Origin of the sequence: Flavobacterium endophyticum (genome assembly GCF_003634455.1) — a bacterium.
Lineage (GTDB): Bacteria > Bacteroidota > Bacteroidia > Flavobacteriales > Flavobacteriaceae > Flavobacterium > Flavobacterium endophyticum.
The window spans coordinates 381621-407134 of the sequence record NZ_RBLC01000001.1; the positions used below are offsets into that span (position 1 = coordinate 381621).

The 25514-nt window shown below is 37.0% G+C and carries 29 protein-coding genes; 17 read left to right on the forward strand and 12 right to left on the reverse strand.

Annotated features, from left to right (window positions below; all coding sequences use genetic code 11):
- Nucleotides 1-46: 46 nt before the first annotated feature.
- From CLV94_RS01860 to CLV94_RS01870, 3 genes are all read right to left on the reverse strand, one after another.
- Nucleotides 47-1546 (reverse strand): malate:quinone oxidoreductase, encoded by a 1500-nt coding sequence (locus CLV94_RS01860; RefSeq protein WP_121374766.1) that lies wholly within the window; start codon nucleotides 1544-1546, stop codon nucleotides 47-49.
- A gap of 105 nt (nucleotides 1547-1651) precedes the next feature.
- Nucleotides 1652-2068, reverse strand: coding sequence for a Holliday junction resolvase RuvX (gene ruvX, locus CLV94_RS01865; protein ID WP_121374767.1), 417 nt, complete (start codon nucleotides 2066-2068; stop codon nucleotides 1652-1654).
- 1 nt (nucleotide 2069) lies between these two features.
- Complete coding sequence (locus CLV94_RS01870) at nucleotides 2070-2660, reverse strand: hypothetical protein (RefSeq protein ID WP_121374768.1); 591 nt, start codon at nucleotides 2658-2660, stop codon at nucleotides 2070-2072.
- A 205-nt stretch (nucleotides 2661-2865) separates the two neighbouring features.
- On the opposite strand from CLV94_RS01870, the gene CLV94_RS01875 reads away from it, so the two are divergent.
- Nucleotides 2866-3681 (forward strand): 2,3,4,5-tetrahydropyridine-2,6-dicarboxylate N-succinyltransferase, encoded by an 816-nt coding sequence (locus CLV94_RS01875; RefSeq protein ID WP_121374769.1) that lies wholly within the window; start codon nucleotides 2866-2868, stop codon nucleotides 3679-3681.
- A gap of 87 nt (nucleotides 3682-3768) precedes the next feature.
- Nucleotides 3769-4830, forward strand: coding sequence for a glycosyltransferase family 9 protein (locus tag CLV94_RS01880; RefSeq protein WP_245982419.1), 1062 nt, complete (start codon nucleotides 3769-3771; stop codon nucleotides 4828-4830).
- Here the strand turns inward: CLV94_RS01880 and CLV94_RS01885 are convergent.
- Nucleotides 4827-5639, reverse strand: coding sequence for a glycosyltransferase family 2 protein (locus tag CLV94_RS01885; RefSeq protein ID WP_121374770.1), 813 nt, complete (start codon nucleotides 5637-5639; stop codon nucleotides 4827-4829). The two genes, CLV94_RS01880 and CLV94_RS01885, sit on opposite strands and share 4 nt — an antisense overlap.
- Nucleotides 5640-5660: 21 nt before the next feature.
- On the reverse strand, nucleotides 5661-6419 hold the full coding sequence (locus CLV94_RS01890; protein ID WP_121374771.1) for a lipopolysaccharide kinase InaA family protein: 759 nt from the start codon (nucleotides 6417-6419) through the stop codon (nucleotides 5661-5663).
- 110 nt (nucleotides 6420-6529) lie between these two features.
- Here CLV94_RS01890 and CLV94_RS01895 point away from each other — a divergent pair, with 110 nt between their 5' ends.
- Together CLV94_RS01895 and CLV94_RS01900 are read left to right on the forward strand one after the other, a co-directional pair.
- Nucleotides 6530-7381 carry a glycosyltransferase gene (locus CLV94_RS01895; RefSeq protein WP_121374772.1) on the forward strand — a complete coding sequence of 284 codons (852 nt, stop codon included), beginning with the start codon at nucleotides 6530-6532 and terminating at the stop codon, nucleotides 7379-7381.
- A gap of 5 nt (nucleotides 7382-7386) precedes the next feature.
- On the forward strand, nucleotides 7387-8487 hold the full coding sequence (locus tag CLV94_RS01900; protein ID WP_121374773.1) for a glycosyltransferase family 4 protein: 1101 nt from the start codon (nucleotides 7387-7389) through the stop codon (nucleotides 8485-8487).
- On the opposite strand, the gene CLV94_RS01905 is transcribed toward CLV94_RS01900, so the two are convergent.
- Nucleotides 8482-9390: a hypothetical protein gene (locus CLV94_RS01905; RefSeq protein WP_121374774.1), complete on the reverse strand. Its 909-nt coding sequence runs from the start codon at nucleotides 9388-9390 to the stop codon at nucleotides 8482-8484. The two genes, CLV94_RS01900 and CLV94_RS01905, sit on opposite strands and share 6 nt — an antisense overlap.
- A 100-nt stretch (nucleotides 9391-9490) precedes the next feature.
- Between CLV94_RS01905 and CLV94_RS01910 the strand changes: the two genes are divergently transcribed.
- From CLV94_RS01910 to CLV94_RS01935, 6 genes are all read left to right on the forward strand, one after another.
- Nucleotides 9491-10282, forward strand: a complete 792-nt coding sequence (locus CLV94_RS01910; protein WP_121374775.1) for a glycosyltransferase family 2 protein — start codon at nucleotides 9491-9493, stop codon at nucleotides 10280-10282.
- 3 nt (nucleotides 10283-10285) lie between these two features.
- Nucleotides 10286-10846: an L-threonylcarbamoyladenylate synthase gene (locus CLV94_RS01915; RefSeq protein WP_121374776.1), complete on the forward strand. Its 561-nt coding sequence runs from the start codon at nucleotides 10286-10288 to the stop codon at nucleotides 10844-10846.
- Nucleotides 10847-10903: 57 nt separating this feature from the next.
- Nucleotides 10904-12337 (forward strand): CCA tRNA nucleotidyltransferase, encoded by a 1434-nt coding sequence (locus CLV94_RS01920; protein WP_121374777.1) that lies wholly within the window; start codon nucleotides 10904-10906, stop codon nucleotides 12335-12337.
- 35 nt (nucleotides 12338-12372) lie between these two features.
- The gene (locus CLV94_RS01925; RefSeq protein WP_121374778.1) at nucleotides 12373-13395 is read left to right on the forward strand and encodes a COX15/CtaA family protein; all 1023 of its coding nucleotides are present in this window, start codon (nucleotides 12373-12375) and stop codon (nucleotides 13393-13395) included.
- Between the two features lie 2 nt (nucleotides 13396-13397).
- On the forward strand, nucleotides 13398-15098 hold the full coding sequence (locus CLV94_RS01930; protein ID WP_121374779.1) for a S41 family peptidase: 1701 nt from the start codon (nucleotides 13398-13400) through the stop codon (nucleotides 15096-15098).
- 87 nt (nucleotides 15099-15185) lie between these two features.
- The gene (locus CLV94_RS01935; protein ID WP_121374780.1) at nucleotides 15186-15368 is read left to right on the forward strand and encodes a CsbD family protein; all 183 of its coding nucleotides are present in this window, start codon (nucleotides 15186-15188) and stop codon (nucleotides 15366-15368) included.
- A gap of 162 nt (nucleotides 15369-15530) precedes the next feature.
- Here the strand turns inward: CLV94_RS01935 and CLV94_RS01940 are convergent, their stop codons facing one another.
- The 6 genes from CLV94_RS01940 to CLV94_RS01965 all read right to left on the reverse strand — a co-directional run bounded on the left by CLV94_RS01940 (nucleotide 15531) and on the right by CLV94_RS01965 (nucleotide 21408).
- Nucleotides 15531-16286, reverse strand: coding sequence for a LytR/AlgR family response regulator transcription factor (locus CLV94_RS01940; protein WP_121374781.1), 756 nt, complete (start codon nucleotides 16284-16286; stop codon nucleotides 15531-15533).
- A 79-nt stretch (nucleotides 16287-16365) separates the two neighbouring features.
- Nucleotides 16366-16683: a 2TM domain-containing protein gene (locus CLV94_RS01945; protein WP_121374782.1), complete on the reverse strand. Its 318-nt coding sequence runs from the start codon at nucleotides 16681-16683 to the stop codon at nucleotides 16366-16368.
- A gap of 1 nt (nucleotide 16684) precedes the next feature.
- Nucleotides 16685-17002: a 2TM domain-containing protein gene (locus tag CLV94_RS01950; protein WP_121374783.1), complete on the reverse strand. Its 318-nt coding sequence runs from the start codon at nucleotides 17000-17002 to the stop codon at nucleotides 16685-16687.
- A gap of 15 nt (nucleotides 17003-17017) precedes the next feature.
- Entirely contained in the window at nucleotides 17018-18373 is a 1356-nt protein-coding gene (locus CLV94_RS01955; RefSeq protein WP_245982421.1) for a 2TM domain-containing protein, read from the reverse strand.
- A gap of 31 nt (nucleotides 18374-18404) precedes the next feature.
- On the reverse strand, nucleotides 18405-19031 hold the full coding sequence (locus tag CLV94_RS01960) for a tetratricopeptide repeat protein (RefSeq protein WP_121374784.1): 627 nt from the start codon (nucleotides 19029-19031) through the stop codon (nucleotides 18405-18407).
- A gap of 223 nt (nucleotides 19032-19254) precedes the next feature.
- Complete coding sequence (locus CLV94_RS01965; protein ID WP_121374785.1) at nucleotides 19255-21408, reverse strand: TonB-dependent receptor; 2154 nt, start codon at nucleotides 21406-21408, stop codon at nucleotides 19255-19257.
- A 164-nt stretch (nucleotides 21409-21572) separates the two neighbouring features.
- On the opposite strand from CLV94_RS01965, the gene CLV94_RS01970 reads away from it, so the two are divergent.
- The 7 genes from CLV94_RS01970 (at nucleotide 21573) to CLV94_RS02000 (ending at nucleotide 25469) form a co-directional block, all read left to right on the forward strand.
- Nucleotides 21573-21950 (forward strand): VOC family protein, encoded by a 378-nt coding sequence (locus CLV94_RS01970; protein WP_121374786.1) that lies wholly within the window; start codon nucleotides 21573-21575, stop codon nucleotides 21948-21950.
- Between the two features lie 5 nt (nucleotides 21951-21955).
- The gene (gene gloA2 / locus CLV94_RS01975; protein WP_121376200.1) at nucleotides 21956-22345 is read left to right on the forward strand and encodes an SMU1112c/YaeR family gloxylase I-like metalloprotein; all 390 of its coding nucleotides are present in this window, start codon (nucleotides 21956-21958) and stop codon (nucleotides 22343-22345) included.
- Between the two features lie 105 nt (nucleotides 22346-22450).
- Nucleotides 22451-22987, forward strand: coding sequence for an IS1096 element passenger TnpR family protein (locus CLV94_RS01980; RefSeq protein ID WP_121374787.1), 537 nt, complete (start codon nucleotides 22451-22453; stop codon nucleotides 22985-22987).
- 90 nt (nucleotides 22988-23077) lie between these two features.
- Nucleotides 23078-23437, forward strand: a complete 360-nt coding sequence (locus CLV94_RS01985; RefSeq protein WP_121374788.1) for a four helix bundle protein — start codon at nucleotides 23078-23080, stop codon at nucleotides 23435-23437.
- A gap of 45 nt (nucleotides 23438-23482) precedes the next feature.
- Nucleotides 23483-24541: a nucleoid-associated protein gene (locus CLV94_RS01990; protein WP_121374789.1), complete on the forward strand. Its 1059-nt coding sequence runs from the start codon at nucleotides 23483-23485 to the stop codon at nucleotides 24539-24541.
- A gap of 136 nt (nucleotides 24542-24677) precedes the next feature.
- A complete protein-coding gene (locus tag CLV94_RS01995) occupies nucleotides 24678-25118 on the forward strand; it encodes a hypothetical protein (protein ID WP_121374790.1) in 441 nt (146 codons plus the stop codon).
- A gap of 111 nt (nucleotides 25119-25229) precedes the next feature.
- Nucleotides 25230-25469 carry a hypothetical protein gene (locus tag CLV94_RS02000; protein WP_121374791.1) on the forward strand — a complete coding sequence of 80 codons (240 nt, stop codon included), beginning with the start codon at nucleotides 25230-25232 and terminating at the stop codon, nucleotides 25467-25469.
- Nucleotides 25470-25514 lie beyond the last annotated feature (45 nt).

Sequence of the window (25514 nt, forward strand, 5' to 3'; positions counted from 1 at the left end):
CCGAAACTCGTAAGAATTTCGGGCTTTTTATATATTTTTTTACAATTTAAAGTGTATCCAGTTTTAAAACTTGCGCAGAATGCTCTCTTACCTGCTTAAGCAATGCCTCATTTTCATTGAGTGAAATTCCGTAAGAAGGAATCATTGCTTTTAGCTTGTCTTGCCATTCTGTTGTTTTTTCATGTTCTGTAAAACATCTCTGAATCAGGTCCAGCATAATTGAAACAGCAGTAGAAGCTCCCGGAGAAGCACCTAATAATACGGCTAAAGAACCATCGCCAGCCGTTACAACTTCTGTCCCGAATTCTAAAACACCACCGCCATTCTCTCCTTTTTTGATAACTTGGACTCGCTGTCCGGCAGTTTCCAAAACCCAGTCTTCCATCTTAGCATCCGGCAAGTATTCTTTTAAGGCTTGAAGCCTGTCTTCAGGAGATTGGCGTACTTGATCGATCAAATATTTGGTCAGTGGCAGATTATGAAATCCTGCAGAAAGCATTGGTATCAGATTATTTGTCTTGATCGAAAGCGGCAGATCTAGATAGGAACCGTTTTTTAAAAATTTAGTCGAAAATCCGGCATACGGACCAAACAATAATGCTTTTTTACCGTCAATCATTCTAGAATCGATGTGCGGTACCGACATTGGTGGCGCACCTACAGAAGCTTTGCCATATACTTTAGCGTTATGCTTCGCGATTATTTCTTCGTTTACGCACTTAAGCCATTGTCCGCTTACAGGGAAGCCGCCAAAACCATCTCCTTCCGGAATGCCTGCTTTTTCAAGCAATGGCAGTGATCCACCTCCGGCTCCGATAAAAACAAATCGGGTTTTTACTTTGGTCTTGTCGCTTTTTTCGAGATCTTTTATTTTCAATTCCCAACCTCCATTACTTCCTTTTTTCAAGCTTCTTACCTCATGATGGAAATGCATATTCACGCCATCGAGAGTTTTTAGATAATTAAAGATATTTCGGGTCAGCTCTCCAAAATTCACATCGGTTCCGATTTTCATCGAAGTTGCAGCGATTAAAGATTTTGGATTTCGACCTTCCATGACCAAAGGCATCCAAGACTGGATTACTTCTCGATCTTCAGAATACTCCATCCCTTTGAAAAGGCTGTATTGTTGCAAGGCATCGTATCGTTTCTTCAAGAAATCTACATTTTCTTCGCCCCATACAAAACTCATGTGCGGAATACTCTTGATAAAGTTTTCAGGATTTGAAATCAGATTTTTCTCTACCAGATAGGCCCAAAATTGTTTTGAAACTTCAAAAGATTCGGCAATTTTTACCGCTTTTTTAGTCTCGATCTCTCCATTAGGAAGTTGAGGCGTATAGTTTAACTCGCAAAAAGCAGAATGGCCCGTCCCGGCATTATTCCATGCGTCAGAGCTTTCGGCAGCAGCCATATCAAGCCTTTCGTAAATTTCAATTTTAATATTGGGATTCAGTTCTTTAAGCAGCAAGCCTAAAGTAGCGCTCATGATTCCGGCGCCGATTAAAACCACATCCGTTTCGGTTTGTAAAGTTGTAGTTGTCATCACAAAATTTTTGTCGTGCAAAGATACTTTGAAAGATGCAAAAATTCTGTTATTTATACTAAATTTAAATAGGAAATAGGATTTTTGACAAAATAAAAATAAAATCTAGATTTTTTTTCTAGATAAGTAATCTTGAAGCATTATTGTTGCCGAAATTTCATCAATTAGTGCTTTATTTTGCCGTTGCTTTTTTTTGAGCCCACTATCAATCATGGTCTGGAATGCCATTTTTGATGTAAACCGCTCATCGACCCTTTCGATTGGAAGGTCTGGAAAATTAGTTTTCAATTTTTCTACAAATGCTTCTATAATTTTTGTGCTTTCCGATGGCGTATAATCCATTTGTTTCGGCTCGCCAATTAGCACTCTTTCTACCTTTTCTTTTGCAAAATAATCTTTCAGAAAAGCGATGGCAGTTTCCGAAGGAACCGTCGTCAGTCCAGACGCGATAATCTGCATCTCGTCGGTCACAGCAATTCCTGTACGTTTTTGTCCGTAGTCTATAGCTAGAATTCTTGGCATTTTAGTTTTTCTTTTTATTTTTTAAAATTATTTTTTTAAGCCTACCCAATTCACCATTCATATTAAAACAATCTGTAACTGCCTCTTCATTTGAAAAACTAAACAATTGGCATTCGAAGCAAATTTTTGCCATTCCAGTTTCCATTTTATTTTTTTTAAAAATAAAAATATCTCTATAGAGAGGCGCACAAGCATAAGCCCAACTCTCCTTACATTTTTTTTCTGTAAAAATTTTATTTCTTAATTCATTATAATATTTGGGATTAATAACATTTTCCTGTTTATCTACAGATTTAATAGCTTTTTCAAATTTTACTTTCTCCTCTTGGGTTATAGGACAAGGATCTTCTAATAAACAGGAAAGTAGTTTACCTTCTTCTGAAACACTATCTACATGGACTAAATCTAAAAAGTCCTTCTCAGAAATCGAAATTTGATAATGCGTAACTTCATCAAAATCAAAAAAAGGCTTGTTCGGAGTTATTTTTTTATTTAATTCCAGCCTATAATTATTGTTTTCTTCATCAACAGATTGTTGTTTTTTACAAGAAATAACTGCAAAAGCAACTAGCAAAAGAATTGTATTCTTCATAAAATAAATTAATTGCTTCAAAATTACATTTTTATTTTCCCAATCTCAAAAGCATCGAAAAAACAATTGCTTTTTAGTAAGCTTACGCAAATCTTGACTAATCTTACCAAGCTTTTGTATTATTGCTGGACTTTAGAAAAATCTTACTTCTCAAATCGAAAATCATAAATCCAAAAAAACATATCTTTGTTGAAAATCAAATTTTATGAGCACTTTGCAGACTATTATAGAGCAGGCATGGGAAAACCGAGCGCTGCTGCAAGAAGAAAAAACAACAACAGCAATTCGTGAAGTTATCGAGCTTCTGGATAGCGGCAAGCTTCGTGTTGCCGAACCTATAGAAAACGGTTGGCAGGTTAACGAATGGGTAAAAAAAGCAGTAGTAATGTATTTTCCTATCCAAAAGATGGAAACTCTTGAGGCAGGAATTTTTGAATATCACGACAAGATGCCGTTAAAAAGAGGCTATGCTGAAAAAGGAATCCGTGTTGTTCCCAATGCAGTAGCCCGCCACGGAGCTTATATTTCCAGCGGCGTGATCTTGATGCCAAGCTATGTAAATATTGGTGCTTATGTTGATGAAGGAACTATGGTAGACACTTGGGCAACCGTTGGAAGTTGCGCACAAATAGGAAAGAATGTGCATTTGAGCGGCGGTGTTGGAATCGGCGGTGTTTTAGAACCTTTACAGGCCGCTCCTGTAATTATTGAAGATGGTGCTTTTATCGGTTCCAGATGCATCGTAGTAGAAGGCGTGCGTGTTGAAACGGAAGCAGTTCTTGGTGCCAACGTCTGTCTTACCGCCTCTACAAAAATTATCGATGTAACTGGTGACGAGCCTGTAGAAATGAAGGGTGTTGTTCCTGCCCGATCAGTTGTGATTCCGGGAAGCTATACTAAAAAATTTGCAGCAGGGGAATTTCAAGTTCCTTGTGCCTTGATTATCGGAAAAAGAAAGCCTTCGACCGACTTAAAAACTTCTCTAAACAATGCGTTAAGAGAATACGATGTTGCGGTATAATTATGAGTTTGGAATTACGAATTATGATTTACGAATTCGCATTGTGCTTTCGTAATTCTTAATTCGTAATTCATAATTTATGTAACGATGAAAAAGATACTTGTGATTCAGCAGAAAATGATCGGCGATGTTTTGGCCAGTTCAATCCTATGCAATAATTTGAAAACGGCCTATCCTGATGCGCAGATCGATTATCTGATTTATCCGTTTACAAAGCCCGTGGTAGAAAACAATCCGAATATCGACAATCTACTACTTTTCAAGGAGGAATTTCGCAAGAGCAAAAAGGCGTTGTTGCATTTTTTGGTTTCAATCAGAAAGACTAAGTATGATATTGTAATCGATGCTTACGGAAAGCTGGAAAGCAATCTGGTCGTAGGAATGTCTGGCGCCAAAAAGAAAATAGGCTTCCGGAAATCCTATACCAACTTTTTATATACAGATACTTTTAGAGCGCTTTCTAAGCCCAAAACTTCGGCAGGTCTGGCCATAGAAAACCGAATGTTATTGCTGGAACCTTTTTCTTCAAAAATTCCTTTCGATAACCATCCTAAAATCTTTTTGACAGAAGAAGAAATCAAAAATGGCAAAGAGATATTGACAAAAAATAATATCGATTTTTCAAAAAAAGTCTACATGATTGGAGCCTTGGGTAGCGGTAATAACAAAACGTATCCTTTCCCCTATATGGCAAAAATTCTAGATGCGATAGTGGCAAAAACTGATGCTACGCTCCTATTCAATTATATGCCATCACAATCTAAAGAGGCACAACAAATATTCGAGCTATGCCAACCGGAAACTCAAAAAAACATCAAGATTGATATTGTTCCGGGAAGCATCCGTGAGTTCTTATCGATTACCTATCATTGCAACGCTTTGATTGGCAACGAAGGCGGCGCTGTAAATATGGCAAAAGCACTTTACAAACCGACTTTTACGATTTTTTCTACGTGGATCAAAAAGGAAGCATGGAATGCTTTCGAAGATGGCTCAGATAATGTGTCCGTACATCTAAAAGATTTGAAACCAGAATTGTACGGAAAAAAATCGGCTAAAGAGATGAAAGACCAAGCTATGAAATTGTACGAGGCTTTTACTCCGGAACTGATTATTCCAGAGCTTGAGAGTTATTTAGAAAAAAATTAGTTGGAATCGATTCCGATTGGCGTTTTTACTACCTTGTTCTTTCTGGTATTTTCGCGGATTGCAAAATTTTTCTTCCAAGTAGCTTCATTTACGTAGCCACGCGCATGATCCAGATGAATGACAATAGCGCTATAGCGGATTTGTTTTGACTTCAACCCTTTATTAAAAAGCCGTTCGCCCAACTCGCGATCCTGTCCGCCATACTGCATTTCTTGGTTGAAGCCGTTAATGGCAACCAAATCATCTTTCCAGCCCGAAGCATTATGTCCGTTCCAAGTCGCTTTTGTAGGCGTAATAAAATTTAAGAATCGACCCCAGAAACCTGTAGCAGATAATTTTGTGTTCTTGAATGATTTTTTCAAGCCTCGCCCGACAAGCCATTTCACATCAAAACAGTTTTGGTGCAAGATATGATTCTTGGTGATGGCTTGCGAAATATTCATCGGGAGCATAAAGTAGCCTCCTGAAAGAAAATAGCCTCTTTCTCTGTAATGAAGATGGGTTTCTACAAAATCTTTACGCGGAATACAATCGCCATCGGTAAAAATAAGATAGTCAGAATTAGAAGCAACAATTGCTTTATTTAAGATTTGTGACTTTTGGAAACCGTTGTCTTCTTGCCATACATGGATAAGCGGCATCGAAATCTGCGGTCTCAAAGTATCAAGCAGTTCCTTAGTTTTTGGTTTGGATCCGTCATCGGCAATAATGATTTCAAAATCAAGTTCGGTCTGCACACTAAATCCCCATATGACTTTTTCAAGCCATTCTTCGGCATTATAGGTACTCATTATTACGGATGCTTTCATAGTCTCAATTGGTAAGAAATATTATTTCCAGAACAGCAGTCTTTTCTTGATGCGTTTTTTTCTGTAGAACCTGTTTCTGAAAGATTCTGTTTCCGAAATCATCATTTCCAGTATTTCTTCATAAGGCTTTCCATACAGCTTAGCGTATTCATCGCTCATCACTTCGACCAGTTCTCTTTTGGGCGTCAGTTTTGAAAGATTCACGATGCGCTGTTTCAAGGTCATCGATTTATGGAACTGCATTCTGTTTAGGTCTACCAAGAAGAAATCGTATTTTCCTTCGGTTCTTTTCTTAATCAATGTATTTCCTGGCGTATGATCTAAAAATTCGATTCCGTTTTCATGCAAGTTGAACGAAAACTGGGTGAATTGACGAAGAATCATTTCATGGTCAGGATAATTCAAATCAGTAGTCAGTTCTCTAAATGTCAGATCAGCTTCCAGTTGCTCGCTGATGTAATAGCTATCGTAAAGAACATTTTTAAAATTTTCAAAATAAGCGATTGGCTGCGGGGTACCAATTCCTTTTTCCAAAAGTATGTTTGCAAATTCAAAAGAACGGCGTGCTTTAGAACGTCTGAAGAATTTGTAAGCAACCTGATTGATGAAGTTAGGAATCTTGAAAGATTTCACATTCAGCGTGATACCCTCTATCTCAAAAAGCCTAATCTTATTGCGCTTTCCATCAACAAACAAAATACCTTTAGCCTCAAAATTAGCAATACAGTCTTTTATTGCTTCTTTCTGGTATAAGAATTTTGGATTGTAAACTTCGTGCATCTATGGTTTTCTTATTTTGTTCACAAAAGTAACCATTTTCGATTTTAGAGTTCAAATATTTAATTTAAATTTACAAAAAAATTGCTGAAAAGTAAATTAGAATCTGATAAATGTTTAAACACTATCTTATTACTAGGTTTAATCTGAAAAATCCAGAATGGGACGTTACTAAAAATAACGAAACCTTGCTGACGGATGAATGGATGGAAGACAGAATGTGGCTCTTTGAGAACTTTTGCTTTCCTTCTGTTGCGGCTCAAACCAACAAAAATTTTAATTGGCTTTTATTTTTTGATACTACTACGCCTGAAAAATACAAAAAGGCTATTGCTGACTTGATTTCGCATCATGCGAATATCAAGGCTTTTTATATTAACGGCATGCCTGAATTTTATCCGTCAATTCAACAATTTATTTCTGAAGATTCAAAAGGCATTCCTTTTCTGATTACTTCAAGAATTGACAACGACGACTGCATCCACAAAAATTTCATTAACGAAGTACAGCATAAATTCAAGTCGCAGGACTACGAAGCTGTCGATATTATAAAAGGCTATTCGCTTCAAGTAAAGCCTCGCTTTATATTAGGAAAAAAAGAACATATTTTCAATCCGTTCATCAGTCTGATTGAAAAAAATGAGGAACCAAAAACAGTTTGGTTCAACGACCACACTCTTTGGAAGAAAGAAACCAGAATTACCCAGATTACCAACAAACGCTTATGGATGTCAATCATTCACGAAAAAAATAAAGTGAATGAATTTGACGGCTATGACAATGTAAAGTGGACAAATATTAATAAAGATTTCATAGTCTCAGAAAAAATAAATACCTTAATCGAGAGAGAATTGATTCCGCATAAAAATTGGCTGTTTTTGAGCTTAAAAAACCGTCTATATGTAAAACTAGTTCTCTTAAGCAAAAAAATAAAGAAGGCATTGGGTATTTATAAAATAAAATAATCTGGATGAGGATATTAAATGTTACAACTATGGTTGGCATGAGAGGCGGTGACTTGCAGATGTACACCGTTTATAAGCTTCTGCAGGAAAAAAAAGACTTGAAACAATTTATTCTCTGTCCTCAAAATTCTGATTTGGCAAAAATGTGCGACATCGAAAAGATGGGATGCCGTACTTACAAAAAGAATAAATTCCGCTTTTTTAATACCATCAAGGCGATTATCAAAATCTGCAAACAGGAAAATATCGACGTTATTCACGTTCATGATTCTACTGCTCTGACCTATACATTGATTGCTATTAAATTTTTACCGAGCACAATCAAGATAGTCTTAAGCAGAAAGAGAAACAATCGTATCAAGGACAAATTCCTAAACCGATATAAATATTCCCATCCTCGAATCGTAAAAATAATTTCGGTTTCAAAAGCTGTAGAGGCAATTTTTGACCACATCATTCCAGATAAAGATCGTCTGGTCACCATTTATGATGCTATTGATGTTGCTTCCTTCGCAAATCGAAAAAGCCAAAATCTTCTTCATCAGAAATATGGAATGGACAATGCTACGAAAATTGTCGGAAATATTGCGGGATTATCGAACCAGAAAGACATTTTTACTTTTATCGATACAGCAAAAATCATTCTGGAAACCAAGCCCGAAAGCCTATCTATTAAATTTGTAATTATCGGAACTGGCGTTTTATGGAATGAACTTCATGAATATACTCGCTCAAAAGAATTGGAAGATTCGTTAATTTTTACTGGCTACCAGAATAACGTTCCGGATTTGCTTCCAGAGTTTGATGTCTTTCTTCTGACTTCTTTAACCGAAGGGCTTCCTTTGACGGTATATGAGGCATTTTCATGCAAAGTCCCAGTTGTCAGTACCGATGCAGGCGGCATCCGCGAAGTGGTTAAAAACAACGAAACGGGGTTTTTGACCGACATCAAAGATTCGAAAACTTTGGCAGAATACACTTTGAAAGTCTTGACAGATAGTGAAGTTGCAAAAAGAATTACCGAAAATGCATTCAGATTAGTGCAAGAAAATCACGATGTCCACGTCATCAAAGAGAACTATTATCAATTTTACAAAAGCCTATAAATTAGTATACAGCTTGTCGAAGTAGAACTCGAAATGTTCTTGAAAATAAAAATCATACGCTTTTTCTCCAATCGGATACACTACCGGAAATTCAGGATTGGCTTCGAGTAATCTTGGCACCTTTAGTCCGTCTGCCAACGCATAAGCAAAAGATTGGTTTCCTAAGAAAAACTTAGACGATTTGATAATCTGTGCCATTTCATAAAAATCTTTTACATCATAGAATTCGAGGTTAGGCACCATTTTTTTTAGCTCTTCATATTCTTCCTTGATTCCGATAAAAAGCAAGTTGTCATATTTAGAAAGAAAACTGTAATCTGCAAAATAGTTCTGGGCTCTTAAGCTTCTTACGATGACAACTTTATCTTTTATGGTGGCATGATCTGTAACTTCCAGATATTTTTGATTTAAGTCGGGTTGGACACCTGCGATATGAAAATACCATCGATGCGATAAGAAACTGAAATCAACCGGAAGATCTCTAAACAAGTCCAAATCAATATCTATTTCTTCGTCTTCCCAAAAAGCGACATGGCTCAAGTAGTTCTGTTGTTTTAGCAACGGCAAAAATTTAGAAATTATATTTTTTGAGAGCATCACGTTCCCAGACGGATGCTTATAATATTCAGAAGTCATTGGCTTGTCAGCTCTTATATATAAAGTACAGTTATGGGTTTTCGAAAGCTCTTTGATGACAGGCAAAGAATAGACAATATCGCCCAAATGTCCTGAATGCCTAAAACTTAAGTTTTTTTGATGTTGAATTTTATGAAGAATACCTTGAATAATAGAACTATAATCACGGTTATATCTTTTTATCCTTTTCTCCTGGTTCAGCTTATTTTTCAAGCTACGGTATTTCTTCTTGTTGGTGTATTTATACCAATATTTCGCTAAGCCCATGGATTTAAATAATTTTATAAGTTTATAATAAAAGAAAGACACAAATGTAAGGAATCGCTATATCATTTTTAATTGCTAATTTTGCCATAAAAAAGCCGCTATGAAAATTTGCTTAATTATCACAACTTACAATTGGCCTGAAGCATTGGAACTATCCTTGCAAAGCATTGTCAGGCAAAAGAAACAGCCGGATGAAGTAATTATTGCTGATGATGGTTCGAGACAAGAAACAAGAGATTTGATTAATTCGTACAAAAGCAAAATCAAAAATCTGAAACACGCTTGGCATGAAGATACTGGCTATCAAAGAGCCAAAATACTGAACAAATCCATCATGATGTCGGAGTCTGATTTTATTATAACAACAGACCAAGACTGCATTTTGGATAAAAATTTCATATTAGATTACAGCCTTCAAGCCGAAGAAGGTTTTTATATTTCGGGATACCGAATAAACCTGAGAGAAAGGCTTACAAAAAGATTGGTCAGAAGAAAAAGACTGCCTAATCTCCATGAAATTTTCGTAGAAACAAAATGGAATGTAAAGCACCAGATAAGAGCTCGATTCATGTGGAACAGAACGAACCGCTATATTTCAGGATCATCCAACGGAACATACGGTTGTAACATGGGATTCTTCAAAAAAGATGTCATGGCCATAAATGGATACAACGAAGATTTTGTCGGATGGGGACCTGAAGATTCCGAAATGACACAGCGATTGATGAACAATGGCATTGGCTGGAAAAGAGTCTATTATTCAGCAATTTTGTATCACATGTACCATCCTATCCTCTGTCGAAAAAATGCCGATTTCAACATAATGCTTTTAAGAAAGGCTTTTAAAGAAAAAATAATATTTGTACCGAATGGTATTCTAAAAACAGCTTAAAACATGAACGAAGAGGTTCACAAAGCCTACGAAGTTATCAAAGAAGGTGGTATCATTCTATATCCGACAGAAACTGTCTGGGGAATTGGATGTGATGCCACCAATCCTGAAGCCGTAGCAAAAATATATGCCCTAAAACAACGAGAAGAGACAAAATCGATGATCGTGCTGATGAATGGCGAGAAAATGATTTACAATGTTTTCAAGGATATCCCTGAAGTAGCTTGGCAGATTTTAGACTTGTCTGAAAAGCCTACTACGTTAATTTTAGACAATCCAAGAAACATCGCTCCTAATCTGATTGCTCCTGACAAAACACTAGGTATGCGAATCATAAAAGAGCCTTTCTGCTATAAGCTGCTGGAGCGCATGAAAAAACCTCTGGTATCGACTTCGGCTAATATTTCCGGAATGCCAACGCCTGTAAATTTCAAAGAAATCAGCCCTGAGATTATAAAGGGCGTCGACTATGTCGTAAATTTGCAACAGGAAAAGATGACCGGAAAACCTTCGGCTATTATCAAGCTGACAGCTGACAGCCAAGTAAAAGTAATCCGAAAATAATATTCCGTTCCCCGTTTATAGTTTCCAACTCTAAACCCTGAACTTTAAGCATAATTGATGAAAGACAAAACTTCATATAAAGAAGCAGTAGACAGTAAAATATTTCATGTAATCACGCAGGCTTCCAAAGAACTGAACATCGATAGTTATGTCATTGGCGGATTCGTTAGAGATCTGTTACTAAAAAGAAAATTCAAGAAAGATATTGATATTGTTGCCGTTGGAAGCGGTATCGAACTGGCATTGAAAGTTTCGGAAATGCTTCCAAAAAAACCAAAAGTCCAAGTTTTCAAGACCTATGGAACGGCAATGCTTCGTTTTGAAGATACCGAAATCGAGTTTGTCGGTGCCCGCAAAGAATCCTATAATTTCGACAGCAGAAATCCTATTGTTGAAAACGGAACGCTTGAAGATGATCAAAATCGCAGGGATTTCACGATCAATGCATTAGCTCTGTCACTCAATGAAGCTAATTTCGGAGAACTTATCGATCCGTTCGACGGCTTGTCTGACTTAGAAACCAAAACGATCAAGACACCGCTCAATCCAGATATTACTTTTTCTGATGATCCGCTTCGCATGATGCGCGCCATCCGCTTTGCAGCACAGCTCAATTTTGACATTGAAGAAGAATCGCTTAAGGCCATCGAAAGAAACAAGGAAAGAATAAAAATCATTTCAGGCGAAAGAATCGTTGATGAACTCAACAAGATTCTGATGACCGACAAACCTTCTCTTGGTTTTCTATTGCTGCACAAAACAAAACTGCTCGATATCATATTGCCAGAATTAACAGCCTTAGAAGGCGTTGACGAATCGGAAGGTCAAACCCATAAAGACAATTTTTACCATACGTTGGAAGTAGTAGACAACATTGCACCAAACACTGAAGATGTTTGGCTCCGCTGGTCTGCCCTGCTCCATGATATCGGAAAAGCACCTACGAAACGCCATCACAAAAAAAATGGCTGGTCGTTTCATGGACATGAATTTGTGGGCGGAAAAATGGTCAAGAAATTATTCGAAAGACTTCATATGCCGCTAAACCATAAGATGAAATACGTTTCAAAAATGGTCATGATGAGCTCGCGCCCTATCGTCTTGTCTCAAGATATTGTGACCGATTCGGCCGTACGCAGGCTTGTTTTCGATGCTGGCGAAGATATTGAAGACTTAATGACGTTGTGCGAAGCCGATATCACGACAAAAAACCCGAACAAGTTCAAGAAATACCATAATAATTTCAAGATTGTACGCCAAAAGATTGTAGAAGTTGAAGAACGCGACCATATCCGGCAATTCCAGCCTCCTATTTCTGGCGAAGAAATCATGGAAACATTTGGCCTGAAACCTGGGCGAGAAATAGGCATCCTCAAAGAAGCCATCAAAGAAGCTATTTTGGAAGGAGAAATTCCAAATGAATATCAGCCTGCCTATGAATTCATGCTGAAAAGAGCGGCAAAGCTAGGCTTACAAAAAACAACAAAATAGCGCTATCCTAAAATACGCAATCCAATAAACAAAAGATGAAAAAATATTTCCCCTCCATTACCAAAATCGCATTAGTCTTAGTCTATTTGGTAATTATTGCAGGCGCCTTGGTCCGAATGACCGGTTCCGGAATGGGCTGTCCCGATTGGCCAAAATGTTTCGGTTATTATATCCCTCCGACAGATATTTCAGAACTGACTTGGTCTCCGGGCCGTGAATTTGAAAAAGGACAAGTAATTATCAGAGGTGAAAAACTACTGGTTGCCCAAGACGATTTCAAATCGGGAAGCGAATTCGATGAAAATCATTGGCAAGTCTATACAAAACACGATTACGCACTGTTTAACCCGACACATACTTGGGTAGAATATATCAACCGTTTGGTCGGAGCCTTGGCAGGATTAGCCTGTTTTGTCATGGCTATTTTTTCTTTTAGCCTTTGGAAAAACAATAAAAAAATCACTCTGCTTTCATGGCTTGTGGTCTTCTTGATGGGCTTTCAAGGCTGGCTAGGTGCAACGGTAGTGTATTCTGTGCTCAATCCTGTAAAAATTACGATTCACATGGTGATGGCACTGCTCATTGTCTGTGTTATATTGTATATCTTAAATTTAGCCAAGCCAAAAGTTACCTCGTTGAAATTTGACAAAGTGTTTGACAGTGTCCTGATTATTTCACTAATCTTGACCTTAACTCAGATAATATTAGGAACACAAGTACGCCAATTCGTAGACGAGCAAGTAAAAATTTATGGCTATGATGCCATGCACAAAATTCTTGAAGATCCAATTATCGGGTTTTATTTCCACAGGACTTTTTCCTTTATAGTCCTGCTGATTAACGTAATTCTGATTACCCGAAATAACAAATTAAAGTTAGGCTTCAAAAAAATGAATTGGGTAATGTGGCTGCTGGCTATTGAGATTTTTTCAGGAATTTTGATGTATTGGTACGATTTCCCTTTCGGTTCGCAATCCGTTCATCTTGTCATCGCCTCGCTTTTGTTCGGAACGCAATTTTATCTAATTTTAGAAAGCAAAAACAGAGAAATAAAATAAACATGAAGCAATCCTTTTACGTTATTTGCAGTTGTCTTTTGGTGACGGCGCTGGCTTTCGGCCAAAAGAAAAGTTCTATTTCAGATAAAGATTTGGTTACAATCTGCAAAACTTGGGGTTTGCTGAAATATTACGATCCTATTGTTTCCAACGGAAAAATAGATGCTGATTCCTTATTGATAACGGCTTTAGATCAAAAACTGCCAGCCGAAAAAACGATAGCAGTTTGGATGGATCTTTTGAAAAGTAAAACTCCTGTAAAAACTTCTGAGTTGATTTCTTGCAAAGACCAAGATAACAGAAATGTTTCTACCGCATGGATCCAAAAAGATAAAAATCTTAATGCTGCACAAAAAAATTACCTTTCAGGCTTAGTCTCGTCCAATAAAATTCCTGGAGGCTACTATTGCCAGAAGGCAGATAATATCCGTTATAATGGCCAGAACGAAAAAGAATACAAAGAAAAAGCACTGGAAGAAAATTACCGCATCCTAAACCTATTCAGAGCTTGGAATGTCATTGAATATTTTTATCCTTATAAATATGGAATTTCCAAAGATTGGGACACCGTCTTGAAAGAATTTATTCCTTTGGTTAAAAATGCGACAGATAAGCTTTCTTATAAAAAGACAATGATGGCTTTTTCGGGTGCTATCGAAGATACGCATTCGAGAATCGAACCAAAAAAATACACCGAAATTTTCGGAAACTACGGTGCGCCTTTTACGTATCAGATTGCCGAAAATAAAATTGTAGTCACAAAACCCGTAAATATCGAAACCTGCCAAGCTTTAGGCATCGAATATGGCGATGTCATCGAAACGGTTAATGGTGAATCGATTGATAAAATTATCCAACGAAATTCAAAATATATTTCGGCTTCAAACAATTCCGTAAAACTTAGGGATTCTTACCATTATATGTTTTCTGGTGAAAAAGGAAGCAGTTTTACCATCAAAGGTTATGACAAAAACAAAAAAACGTTTGAGAAGAAGATAGAAAGAATCGACAGAAGCAATGGCGTTTGGTTTGAAGATGGCCTTCCAGATAACAACTTATTACGTTATGACGAAGTCGCACAGAAAGCAATCTACTCGGTCATAAACAAAGACAATGTAGGCTTTATAGACTTTTCTTTACTTGAAACTTCTGAGATTGACAGCATCATGAAAGCCATGAAAAACACCAAGGGAATTGTATTTGACCTAAGAGGATACAATCCAAACGGCGGCGTCATAAAAACTTTCAACTATCTTTTTCCCGAACCAAAATGGTTTGGTATTGTGACCAAGCCTGATTTCGGCAAGCCTGGAAGATTTTGCTGGCAAGACTATATCATTACAGAAGATTACAAATATATAGGCAAGACAAATCCTGATTATTATAAAGGAAAAATCGTCATTCTTGTAAATGAAAATACACAAAGTCTTTCTGAAATGTGGTCGATGATTTTCCAAATGGCTCCTAATATTACAATCGTAGGAAGCCAGACTTCTGGTGCTGATGGAAATGAGACTCCAATTCCATTGGTGAACGGCGAAAAGATGATTTTTTCTGGTGTCGGAATTTTTTATACAGATAAAAAAGAAACGCAACGAATCGGAATTGTTCCTGATGTTGTAGTCAAACCGACCATTTCTGATTTGCAGAATAAAATCGATCCGCTTATCAACAAAGGCTTTGAAGTGATTCTGAAAAAATAAAGATGTAACTCTTTCCAGAAATGATGTAATACCTTTTTGATGTGATACGAGTAACTTTACAATACTATTAATCGCAAAACAAAGTGTATGCCGAATTCAAGAGAAATAAAAGGAAACTGGAACGAGCTTAAAGGAAAACTTAAGCAAAAATTTGCCGAACTCACAGACGACGATTTGTTGTACGAAGAAGGAAAAGAAGACGAAATGTGGGGCAAGCTTCAAAAAAAGCTAGGCAAGACTGAAAAAGAAATCAAATCATTATTTGATTAATACGAATCCATTTTTTTTGACCCTTGCAGCCGAAAATGATTTCATCTAATTCATGTTCATGAATTCAAAATAATCAAATGCTGTTGCAAAATTTAGATTAAGATGCATTCAAGACTGTTTCATTAGCCCGATCAATTTGATTGGCTTTTGAAACAGTTTTTTTTATCCTATCCAGCTTTTAAAATCGTTGACACGCTCCCGGCTCACGATTACCTCATCTTCCTTATAGGTCGGCAGTATGAGTTTTAGCCTGGAATTACTGTACACTACAATATCTTTTATGGTTTTCATAGGAACAATGAATTTTCGACTTACTCGAAAGAAATCTTTCGGGTCCAATTCTGTTTCCAGCTGCTCTAAAGTTCCTTCCAAAAGATAGTCACGATTATCAATCGTATGCAGATAAGTGCCTTTATTTTCGCTATAAAAACATTCAACTTCTTCAATATTGATCATTTTCAGATGCTGTCCTGTTTTGATGGTAAAACGTTTCTTATAGCTTTTTACATCCGGACTAACCAGCATCTTCTTTATCATTTCCAAATCAAGCGACATGGGTTCTGACTTTGGCTGGCGTGCCTTAAATTTATTTATAGCAATCTCAAGATCTTCTTCATCTATCGGCTTTAAAAGATAATCGATGCTGTTCAACTTAAAAGCTCTCAAGGCATATTCATCATAGGCTGTCGTAAAAATAATAGCACTCTTGATGTCGATGACGTCAAAAATCTCAAAAGACAGGCCGTCAGAAAGCTGAATATCCAAAAATATCAAATCCGGATGCGGATTATTCTGAAACCAATTAATCGCTTCTTCCACAGAATGCAGCATGGTATCCGTTTCTATGGCTAATTTCTGTAGCTTTCGCTGTAACAATCTTGCAGAAGGCTTTTCATCTTCAATAATTATGGTGGTCATCTTTGGTTGATGGTTTAAAGTTTAAGGGAAAAATAATTCATAATTCATAATTCATAATTCATAATTCATAATTACAAAACTATTCCCATTTAGCCGTTTTTTCTTTTTCCATGATTTCATTGATTTTCTTTTCTTCCCAGTTTTGTCCCCAAAAGGCATTTCTACCAAAGACTCCTGCGGCATTAAAAGCCAATCCGATGCCCCAGAAAAAAGCTACTGAAAAATTAGAAAATTCAAAAAATTCTTCGCCTGGCTTGAGATTAAAATAGGCTCTCGAAATTAAAAACAGATTGACCAAGATGTACGCAATCAAATGTTTATAAAAACCCGAAATTGCTTTTACGCGTTTTTGCGCTCTTTCTAGCTTTTGTTGCTCTATGGCTGTCAGATTTTCCATTTTATTTATATTTTTGATTATAATAATGTTGTTTTTGCTTTTCTTCTTCCATAAACTGCTTCAGCTTTTTTTCTTCCCAGTTTCTTCCTAAAAACGGATTGTAACCGAAAGCTGCCATTCCGTGACATAAAAGTCCTGTTCCCCAACCTAGCATCGAAAACCAAAACCAGTGAAATTGAGGAACAAAAACCAAATTAATCACAATTAAAATCGGTATAACGACGCAGTAGCACGTAAGGTTAAAATAGAAGGATCTGATTTCCTTGGCCTTTTTTTTGGCTTTATCATACGCCATTTTTTCAGAATCAAAATTTTCCATGATTTCCAACTTAAATTACTGCCATTTATCCGACTTATCCTTTTCCATCAGTTCCCTGATTTTCTTTTCTTCCCAATCCCTTCCTAAGAACGGCATGTAGTTAAAAACCGACATTCCGTGAACGGCCACTCCGATTCCCCAGCCAATTGCTGGATAAAGAAACCACAGGTGGCTTGGAGAACTGATCAGGTTTAAGATGGCCAATCCGGTAATAACGACAATATAGGAGGTAAGGTTGCCGTAAAATCCTTTGATATCCTCTACTCTTTTTTGAGCCTTGAGATACATGCTTTCTTGTGTATTATAATTTGTTTCCATAATTGCTATTTGTTTGGTGAGCATCGGCAGTTCGACTTTAAAATGTTTTTCTGTCTGCTCAATTCTTACTTTTCTATTGGTTATGATGGAATAGCGGTCGACAATATTTTGCAATCCTACTCCTTTTCTGTCTTGTAATACTTCCTTTTTTTGGTAATCGTTTTCGATAATCAGATAATCATCTTTTTCATAAATCCGGATATGAAGCGGCTTCATTTCGCTTGCGATATTGTGCTTGACCGTATTTTCGAGAATCAGCTGTAATGACAAGGGAACTACTTTTGCATCAGGATTATTTAAAGTTTCTGGCAATTCATAAAAAACGCTATTTTCGAATCGCATTTTTAGAAGATTCATATAGGTTTTCGCAAATGAAAGTTCTTCTTCTACACTTACTAATTCTTTGTCTTTTTGTTCTAAAACATACCGGTAGATTTTAGAAAGCGATGTGGTGAATTTCTGCGCATTATCCGGATTTTCCTCAATGAGCGATGTCAGTACATTCAAGCTGTTAAAGAGAAAATGAGGGTCGATCTGGTTTTTAAGCGTCTCGAATTTTGCCGAAGCCGTTCCTGCGATAATCTTTTGCTCCTTAACTTTATTTTCCTGTGATTTTTTATAAAAATAAATCAGATGGAAAAACAAGGTCACAATCATCGTTATAATCAGACAGACAACATAAAACCTGAAATTTTCCTTTTCTAAAAATTCAGAATAAGTCCTATTGTTTATGACCAGCGCGATAATCATCCTTACGATAAAAATACCTACAAGTGTCAATACAATACTTCCAAGGATGCTTATAGCTATTCTGTACTTTTTATATTTTCCCCAAACAATTTCGTTGTTTAGGTAGTCAAAATACGTGGAGTTTATAAAGGTCAGTACAATTCCATAAAGCGAGTAATAGCCCATTTCTTTGAATAACGAAGCATTCACGATAAAATCCCTTCCAAACATAGCTTCGATCACGAACATGATTGCCATGATTGCCAAGCTGACAATAACGCCTGTTATAATTGTCTTAAAAATGTATCGGATTATTTCTCGCATGTGGAATAGTATTATTGCTTAGTATTGTAGCTTATTTTTTATTGCACTCTTTTTGTGCTTCAAGCGCTCTGTCCAATCCCCAATTTGGGTGAAAAGGTGTTTCCGGTTTAAATTTAGCAAAAAGTTCTATTGCTTTGTCAATCTGTGCACACATTGGCTTCGTGTCGTTTCCGAAATACCTAGCGCCTCCGATTTCAAATTCGGCTTTCGAAAACAACGCTCTTGGGTTTTCTGGCGCAATTTTAAGTGCCTTGTCATAAATTTCAATTGTTTTTGCCGAAAGCTTCATTCCATTGGTCATCGGGTCGGCAACAATCCAGGCCGTGTTGATCATCGCCTGCATTACTAACAATTCAGGATTTTCCGGATTTTTGTCCAATTCCGTATTTAATGCCTCTTGCGCTTTTCCCAATAATGCTGCAATCTGGTTTTTGTCTTTGGTCTGGAAAGCCGTCGTCGTATTAACCAAAGCCACATAATAATTAGGAAGCCAGTTGTTTTTTTCAGCTGAAGCGATTCTTTCAAACAAAGCCGAAGCTTCTGTAGTTTTTCCTTCGCCCCAAAGCGCAAATGCTTTTTGCATTCCTTGTTCATACTGTGTTTGGGCGCCAGCTAGCGTAGTGATAAAAAAAGCGATGGTAAGAATAAATTTTGTCATGATCGTGATGTTTTTAAGTTGATAATATTTTTGATGATTAAAACTCTTTGTTGTTTCTGGTACAAATTTGCTTCAGAATCTGCTCTTATAAAAAAGAGACTTTCTGAACTGTCGATTTTTGAGGATGAATTGTTTTTTGGAGGTGCTAAGGTTCTGAGAAGCTAAGTTTGAATTGTCTTCGCAAACCCTTAGTACCTCAAAACCTTAGCATCTTAGCACCTTTTTAAAGATTCTTCAACTGATTCTCCTTCTTATTCTCACTTATCGTCCAAAAGAAGCCTACAAAGAAGAAGCGGTCGGCTGGCTGTCTGATAGCCTGGCGTTGGAATTCGCCATTCATATTTGGATTGTCAGCATACTGATAGCCAAAGACATTGTCCGTACCAAGCACATTGGAAACTGAGAAATAAAGAATCTTTTGCTGTGAAACCAAGTAAGCCCAGCTAAAACTCAAATTGTTATACGCTTTTGTCTTGCCGTTCATGAAAGCCGATTCATTAGGATTGTTGTAAGGTCTTCCTGTATTAAAGCTGTTCGTAAAACCGACTTGAGACCTCAAATCGCTGATCCAATATTTGGTTACGATAGACAACGAATGGTCGGCCACAAAACTTGGAGTTACCTGTTTCGGATAATTTTTATAGTCTCTTTCTGTATCGATATACGAATACGAAATCCAATATTCCAAGTTCTTAAAAGAATTGTTGTCTCTCCAGAACAAATCAATTCCTTTTGCGAAACCTTTTCCGTTGTTATTGAACTGCGAATCGAATTGAGAAATCTCTGTATCATATTTTACCAAATCTCTATATTGCTTGAAATAGGCTTCAGCTCGGAATGTTTTTCCTGTCTTATTGTATTGGAAGTTCAAAATATAATGTGCTGTCTTTTCGCTTTCAAATTGGCTAGAATATTTCAAGTATTCTTGCCTTGGCGACTGCACAAAATCTCCATAAGCGAGAGAAAACTGTCCGTTTTTACTCACCTTATAAGCTAGTGAAAGTCTTGGCGAAAGATTTGATTCTTGTAATAAATCAGAATGAGAGAATCGGAAACCGGCTTTTGCGGCAAAGTTTTTTGAAAAAAAGATATCTGTTTCAGCATACGCCGCGGCAATGTTATTGTCGTATCCAGAAGAAAAAGCATTCCCTGCATTTTCTTTAAAATCCTCATCAAATTTTGTCGTGAAATAATCGGCTCCTGCAGTAACTCTTATTCGTTCAGAAAGATTTTTTCCGATTTTTATTTTCATGTGCGTTGCATGTTCTGCATTCTTTACATCGTCCAAACCAATACCAATCTTGTTATGCGAATAGCCATAGCTGATTCCTGTCGTAAGCTGATAATTGCTTCCAAAATAACCTTTATACGAAGAATTGAGATAGAGATTATTATTTCGTACATCCACTCGAATTTTCTCAGGCTGGTTAATGTTCTCTTGATTTAGGTCAAAATCTGCAGCATCAAAAGCTATATACGTTTTCAACAAACCGCTATTAAACTGATACCTGTAAACCATCTCACCAGAAATAGATTGATAAGCCCTGTTCCAATCCACAGCTTGAGGGATAGCTACCTGATAAGGCGCCAGATTCACGTAAGAAGTATTTACGCTCAAGGAACTTTTTTCCCACTTCTGCGTATTGCCTATTCCCAAACCGACAGACATTAAAGAAATATCCGTCTTTTCATTATCTGGCTCGTCAATCGTATTCAGCAACAGAACGCTTGAAAGTGCTTCTCCATATTCTGCACTATAGCCTCCCGTTGAAAATGCAATACCGCTGAAAAGAAAAGGCGAAAATCTTCCGCGAGTTGGCAGATTGTTTGTCGTTGCTCCATACGGTTGCGAAACACGAAGTCCGTCTACATACGTCTGTGCTTCATCAGCCTCTCCTCCTCTTACAAAAAGTCGCCCGTCTTCACCGACAGTCTGCGTTCCTGGCAACGTAAGAAGCGCTCCAATAATGTCACCAGAAGCTCCGGCAGTTGTTACGATATCCATCGGCTTCAATACTGATACTCTTGCTTTGTCGCCCGATTCAAAAGTTCCCGCCGTGATTACGACTGCATCGAGTGTATTGACCGATTCTTTTAATTTTACCGTCCTGCCTTTAAAATCTTCAACAGCAATTTCCTGATTCAAAGTTTCGTAAGTCAAAAAAGTAATGACAAGATTTTGTTTTCCTGCTGCTGTCGTTTGGAAACTGAAATTTCCTTGTTCATCAGAAGAATCTCCATCATACGTTCCTTCTATAAAAATATTGGCTCCTGCAATGGGATGCCCTTTTTCATCTGTAACTTTTCCAGAAATAGTCTGTTGCGCAAAAGCAGCAATCGAAAAAGCAAGAAATAAAAATGTAAAGATAGTTTTCATGGTCTGTTAGTTTTGATGAGGCAAAGTTGCATTCCCGAAATCGTGTTTCATAATAAAGATTGCCGAATTGTATTTTTTTAGGGATGAATTGCAATCCAAATCATAAAACCCTTCGCCATGTGGTTTTGTTTTTATAATTTTAATCTATCGTTAAAACCGCTATCATGAGAATCCCGCAACAATACCTTCCGGTCATGCCCTACCTTATCTTGAATAAGGCGAATGATTTTTTTGAATTTTCAAAAGCAGTCTTCGGAGCCAAAGAACAGCTGATTGTTCCCGGAGAAAACAATTCGATAATGCACGGAGAAATTAAAATCAAGGATGCTGTCATTATGTTTGCCCAAGCGACAGACAACTGGCATCAAAAAACAGCTGGTATGTTTCTCTATATAGAAAAGGTAGACGATGTTTTTAATCTTGCCATGCAAAAAGGCTCTAAAAGCCTAAAAAATCCTGGCCAGCAAGACTACGGATATACTGCAGGTTTTGAAGATCCCTTCGGAAACCAATGGTGGATTACAGAACCTTTAAGCGAATAATCTTTATGCTGAAACTAAAAAAAGTACATCACATTGCCATAATCTGTTCCGATTATGAAGTATCAAAACATTTTTACACCAAACTATTAGGCTTCGAAATCATGGCCGAAACCTACCGCAGGGAAAGAGATTCTTATAAATTGGATCTTGCCTTGAATGGAAATTATTCTATCGAACTCTTTTCGTTTCCCAATCCTCCAAGCCGTGTTTCACAGCCGGAAGCCTGCGGACTGCGCCATCTCGCATTTGAAGTCGACGATATCAAGCAGACGCTGCATTATCTTGTCGATAATAATTTAAACCCAGAACCCGTCAGGACAGACGAATTCACGAACAAAAGATTCACATTTATAGCAGACCCTGATAATCTGCCGATTGAATTCTATGAAGCTTAAGAATTGAGTCTTTTTTAGGGCCGTATATTAAAAATTCCAAGAACGCAAAATCTAAAAATCAGAATTTAAATTTTACCTTTGGCGTTTCAACAATACATTTATATTATGGTTTATAAATTCAGGGTAATTCTCGATGCGGAAGAAGATGTTTTCAGAGATATTGCCATTCTAGACGATGACAGCCTAGAGGATCTGCACAATGCTATTGTCAATGCTTTTGGCTTTGACGGAATGGAAGTTGCCTCATTCTACACAAGCGATGATCAATGGAATCAAGACGAAGAAATTCCGATGTTTGATACGGGTGACGTTCCTGGCGAGCAAAAAGTAATGTCGGATTTTATGCTTTCCGAAGTCCTAGACGAAGAAAGAACAAAAATCATTTATGTGTATGATTTCATCAATATGTGGACTTTCTTTGTTGAATTGGCAGCAGTCGAAGAACACGTTCCTGGACAAATTTATCCAGACGTATTGTTCTCTCATGGTGAAGTGCCACTTGAAGCTCCAGATAAGGATTTTAGCGATTCAGCCGTTAATGATTTTGACTACGACGAAGACGATTTTGACGAAGACGACCTAGACATGCTAGACGGAGGCGACAATTTTGAAGACTACGGCTTCGAGGAAAACTGGAATTAATTTTCCTGAGCCAAAAAGGCAAAAGCTACTAAGATTCAAAGGTTTTATTCTAGATTTAAATTATATTTGAGGAGATCTTAAATATACACCATGAACAATTTTAGAAACTTACTTATTTGGCAAAAGTCCATGGCTTTGGTAACCGGCATTTACAATTCCACAAAAGCATTTCCAAAAGAAGAAGCATTTGGCCTTACATCACAAATTAGAAAATGCGCCATTTCAATTCCAAGCAATATTGCTGAGGGATTTGGCAGAGACAGCAACAAAGAATATCTCCGTTTTCTAAATATTTCAGTGGGTTCTCTTTTTGAATTGCAAACACAATTAGAAATAGCCAAAAATATTAGCTACCTTACAACAGAACAATTTAATAAACAATATGAAGACAGCCGAGAGGTTGAGAGAATGCTTATCTCTTTTGTAAACAAAATAAAAGAACGCAAATAACCTCAGCGCCTTAGTCCCTATTACCTTAGCAACTTATTTTTAAACATGATCAACTTATTTAACACCCACATCGAGACTCTTTCCATTCATAGAGTCGGAAACAAAAGCCGTAACGAAGCCTTCTTTTTGTCTGAATCCCCATACGGGCTGAACGACGAGATCATGCCTTTGCTTAAAGAATTTTTCTTGAAATCATTTAGAGAAAAAGAAGAAAACTATTTCCAATTCGCACACGATGTAGATTTGGATTATAACGAAATGTACAATCTGGCCAGCGAGATTTTTACCAACCCGAGCAGCGTTCACGAAGTTTCAAAAAAGATAACCAAACATTTGTTTGAGCAGTCCAACCATCCGCACATCAAAAACGGAGAAGTGTATGTAGCGTATCTGACCAACTTGAGTATCGATAACAATGTAGTTGACGCCGTTGGTATTTTTAAAAGCGAACTGCAGTCCGATTTCCTTCAATTTGAAGAAAAAGAAAGCAATCTAGAGATGATCCTGCAGCAAGGAATCAACCTTAACAAGCTCGACAAAGGTTGCCTTATCTTCAACCACAAAAAAGAAGAAGGCTACAAAATATTGACTGTTGACAGCAACAGATATGACGCACGTTATTGGCTGGAGCATTTCCTTTCGGTAGATGCTTTCCAAGACGAGAACTTCATCACTAAAAAATATTTGAAATTCTGCCAAGACTTTGCAAAAGATGTGGTCTTGCCTGCCGAAGACAAAAAAGAAGAAGTCATGTTCATGAACCGTTCTGTGAACTATTTTGCGAAAAATGACGATTTCGAAGAGCAAAATTTCTTAAACGAAGTTCTTGACAATCCAGACCTGATGTCGGAATTCAAAAACTATAAAGTTGACAAAGGAGAAAAATACAGCATCGAAGATGTGACAAGCTTCCCGATTGCCAACGCTGCTGTTTCTGATGCCCGAAAAAAAATCAAGAACGTGATCAATTTGGATACCAACATCCAGATCAAGCTCGATTTCATCAATCCAGAAAGCGCAGAAAAATTTGTAGAAAAAGGCTGGGACGAAGAAAAACAGATGTACTATTATCTAGTTTATTTCAACAAAGAGCAAAAATCTTAATTTTCTAAAATAATCTAAGCGTCCCTAATTGGCAACAGTTGGGGATTTTTATTTGCTTATAATTATATAAAAAAAATCTTCTTTCATAGTTGTAATTTTAGGAACTAATCTATTACAAATCAAAACCCTACTAGCTATGAAAACAAAAAACAAAGACATAGAAACTTTTTTCAATCACTACGAAAAAAGAGTCAACGATGCGCTGATAGGCAAAAAAATAGATGCTGATGAAGCAACCGATTCCTTTGCCGACTGCTTTATAGAATCAAGTCCGCTGGGAGTGATTTGTGGAAAAAACGATGCCGAATTCAAAAAGCAGATGCTGAAAGGCTATGAATTCTATAAGAAAATAGGCATTACTTCAATGGACATACTTTCAAAAGAAATCACCGTTCTCGACGAATACCATGTCATGGCGAAAATTTACTGGAGATCGAATTACCAAAAAGACAAAGCAACAGGAAAAATAGACTTTGAAGTCACTTATTTCCTGAATTTCAAGGATGGCAACCACAAGATTTTTGCTTTTATAATAGGTGATGAAGAAAAGGCCTTAAAAGAACATGGTTTAGTATAAAATCCATAACGTTTTGTTTACAAATCAGTTACATTATGCATTTCATCGATTATTTTTGCCTTTAATCGGATAAAGTAGTATGTTTATAATCCCAAAACAAACATAACCTACATGAATCCACTAACCTCCCGCCACAATGTGCTTTTTGAAAAAGCATTTTGTCGATTTTTTGGACACAAGTTCAAGACTGTCAGAAAAGTAACCGACCACTTCAAGGAATTTGAATGCAAAGTATGCCACTGCCATGCAACAAACGATGTGAAAGGCAACAAGATTCATCTCTCTGATGAATTAAAAGACATCAACAAGACGTTAAATCAACTATATCAGAAAAGGCAGGTTGCCCTATAAATCTTTTCAAAATTCGGTTCCAAAAAAGAGTTTTTAATTCCTTGT

Bases quoted from the DNA above. Each gene is read 5' to 3' on its own strand.
- CLV94_RS01860 (WP_121374766.1), bottom strand. From the start codon at position 1,546: ATGACAACTACAACTTTACAAACCGAAACGGATGTGGTTTTAATCGGC.
- ruvX (WP_121374767.1), bottom strand. From the start codon at position 2,068: ATGCCAAGAATTCTAGCTATAGACTACGGACAAAAACGTACAGGAATT.
- CLV94_RS01870 (WP_121374768.1), bottom strand. From the start codon at position 2,660: ATGAAGAATACAATTCTTTTGCTAGTTGCTTTTGCAGTTATTTCTTGT.
- CLV94_RS01875 (WP_121374769.1), top strand. From the start codon at position 2,866: ATGAGCACTTTGCAGACTATTATAGAGCAGGCATGGGAAAACCGAGCG.
- CLV94_RS01880 (WP_245982419.1), top strand. From the start codon at position 3,769: ATGAAAAAGATACTTGTGATTCAGCAGAAAATGATCGGCGATGTTTTG.
- CLV94_RS01885 (WP_121374770.1), bottom strand. From the start codon at position 5,639: ATGAAAGCATCCGTAATAATGAGTACCTATAATGCCGAAGAATGGCTT.
- CLV94_RS01890 (WP_121374771.1), bottom strand. From the start codon at position 6,419: ATGCACGAAGTTTACAATCCAAAATTCTTATACCAGAAAGAAGCAATA.
- CLV94_RS01895 (WP_121374772.1), top strand. From the start codon at position 6,530: ATGTTTAAACACTATCTTATTACTAGGTTTAATCTGAAAAATCCAGAA.
- CLV94_RS01900 (WP_121374773.1), top strand. From the start codon at position 7,387: ATGAGGATATTAAATGTTACAACTATGGTTGGCATGAGAGGCGGTGAC.
- CLV94_RS01905 (WP_121374774.1), bottom strand. From the start codon at position 9,390: ATGGGCTTAGCGAAATATTGGTATAAATACACCAACAAGAAGAAATAC.
- CLV94_RS01910 (WP_121374775.1), top strand. From the start codon at position 9,491: ATGAAAATTTGCTTAATTATCACAACTTACAATTGGCCTGAAGCATTG.
- CLV94_RS01915 (WP_121374776.1), top strand. From the start codon at position 10,286: ATGAACGAAGAGGTTCACAAAGCCTACGAAGTTATCAAAGAAGGTGGT.
- CLV94_RS01920 (WP_121374777.1), top strand. From the start codon at position 10,904: ATGAAAGACAAAACTTCATATAAAGAAGCAGTAGACAGTAAAATATTT.
- CLV94_RS01925 (WP_121374778.1), top strand. From the start codon at position 12,373: ATGAAAAAATATTTCCCCTCCATTACCAAAATCGCATTAGTCTTAGTC.
- CLV94_RS01930 (WP_121374779.1), top strand. From the start codon at position 13,398: ATGAAGCAATCCTTTTACGTTATTTGCAGTTGTCTTTTGGTGACGGCG.
- CLV94_RS01935 (WP_121374780.1), top strand. From the start codon at position 15,186: ATGCCGAATTCAAGAGAAATAAAAGGAAACTGGAACGAGCTTAAAGGA.
- CLV94_RS01940 (WP_121374781.1), bottom strand. From the start codon at position 16,286: ATGACCACCATAATTATTGAAGATGAAAAGCCTTCTGCAAGATTGTTA.
- CLV94_RS01945 (WP_121374782.1), bottom strand. From the start codon at position 16,683: ATGGAAAATCTGACAGCCATAGAGCAACAAAAGCTAGAAAGAGCGCAA.
- CLV94_RS01950 (WP_121374783.1), bottom strand. From the start codon at position 17,002: ATGGAAAATTTTGATTCTGAAAAAATGGCGTATGATAAAGCCAAAAAA.
- CLV94_RS01955 (WP_245982421.1), bottom strand. From the start codon at position 18,373: ATGCGAGAAATAATCCGATACATTTTTAAGACAATTATAACAGGCGTT.
- CLV94_RS01960 (WP_121374784.1), bottom strand. From the start codon at position 19,031: ATGACAAAATTTATTCTTACCATCGCTTTTTTTATCACTACGCTAGCT.
- CLV94_RS01965 (WP_121374785.1), bottom strand. From the start codon at position 21,408: ATGAAAACTATCTTTACATTTTTATTTCTTGCTTTTTCGATTGCTGCT.
- CLV94_RS01970 (WP_121374786.1), top strand. From the start codon at position 21,573: ATGAGAATCCCGCAACAATACCTTCCGGTCATGCCCTACCTTATCTTG.
- gloA2 (WP_121376200.1), top strand. From the start codon at position 21,956: ATGCTGAAACTAAAAAAAGTACATCACATTGCCATAATCTGTTCCGAT.
- CLV94_RS01980 (WP_121374787.1), top strand. From the start codon at position 22,451: ATGGTTTATAAATTCAGGGTAATTCTCGATGCGGAAGAAGATGTTTTC.
- CLV94_RS01985 (WP_121374788.1), top strand. From the start codon at position 23,078: ATGAACAATTTTAGAAACTTACTTATTTGGCAAAAGTCCATGGCTTTG.
- CLV94_RS01990 (WP_121374789.1), top strand. From the start codon at position 23,483: ATGATCAACTTATTTAACACCCACATCGAGACTCTTTCCATTCATAGA.
- CLV94_RS01995 (WP_121374790.1), top strand. From the start codon at position 24,678: ATGAAAACAAAAAACAAAGACATAGAAACTTTTTTCAATCACTACGAA.
- CLV94_RS02000 (WP_121374791.1), top strand. From the start codon at position 25,230: ATGAATCCACTAACCTCCCGCCACAATGTGCTTTTTGAAAAAGCATTT.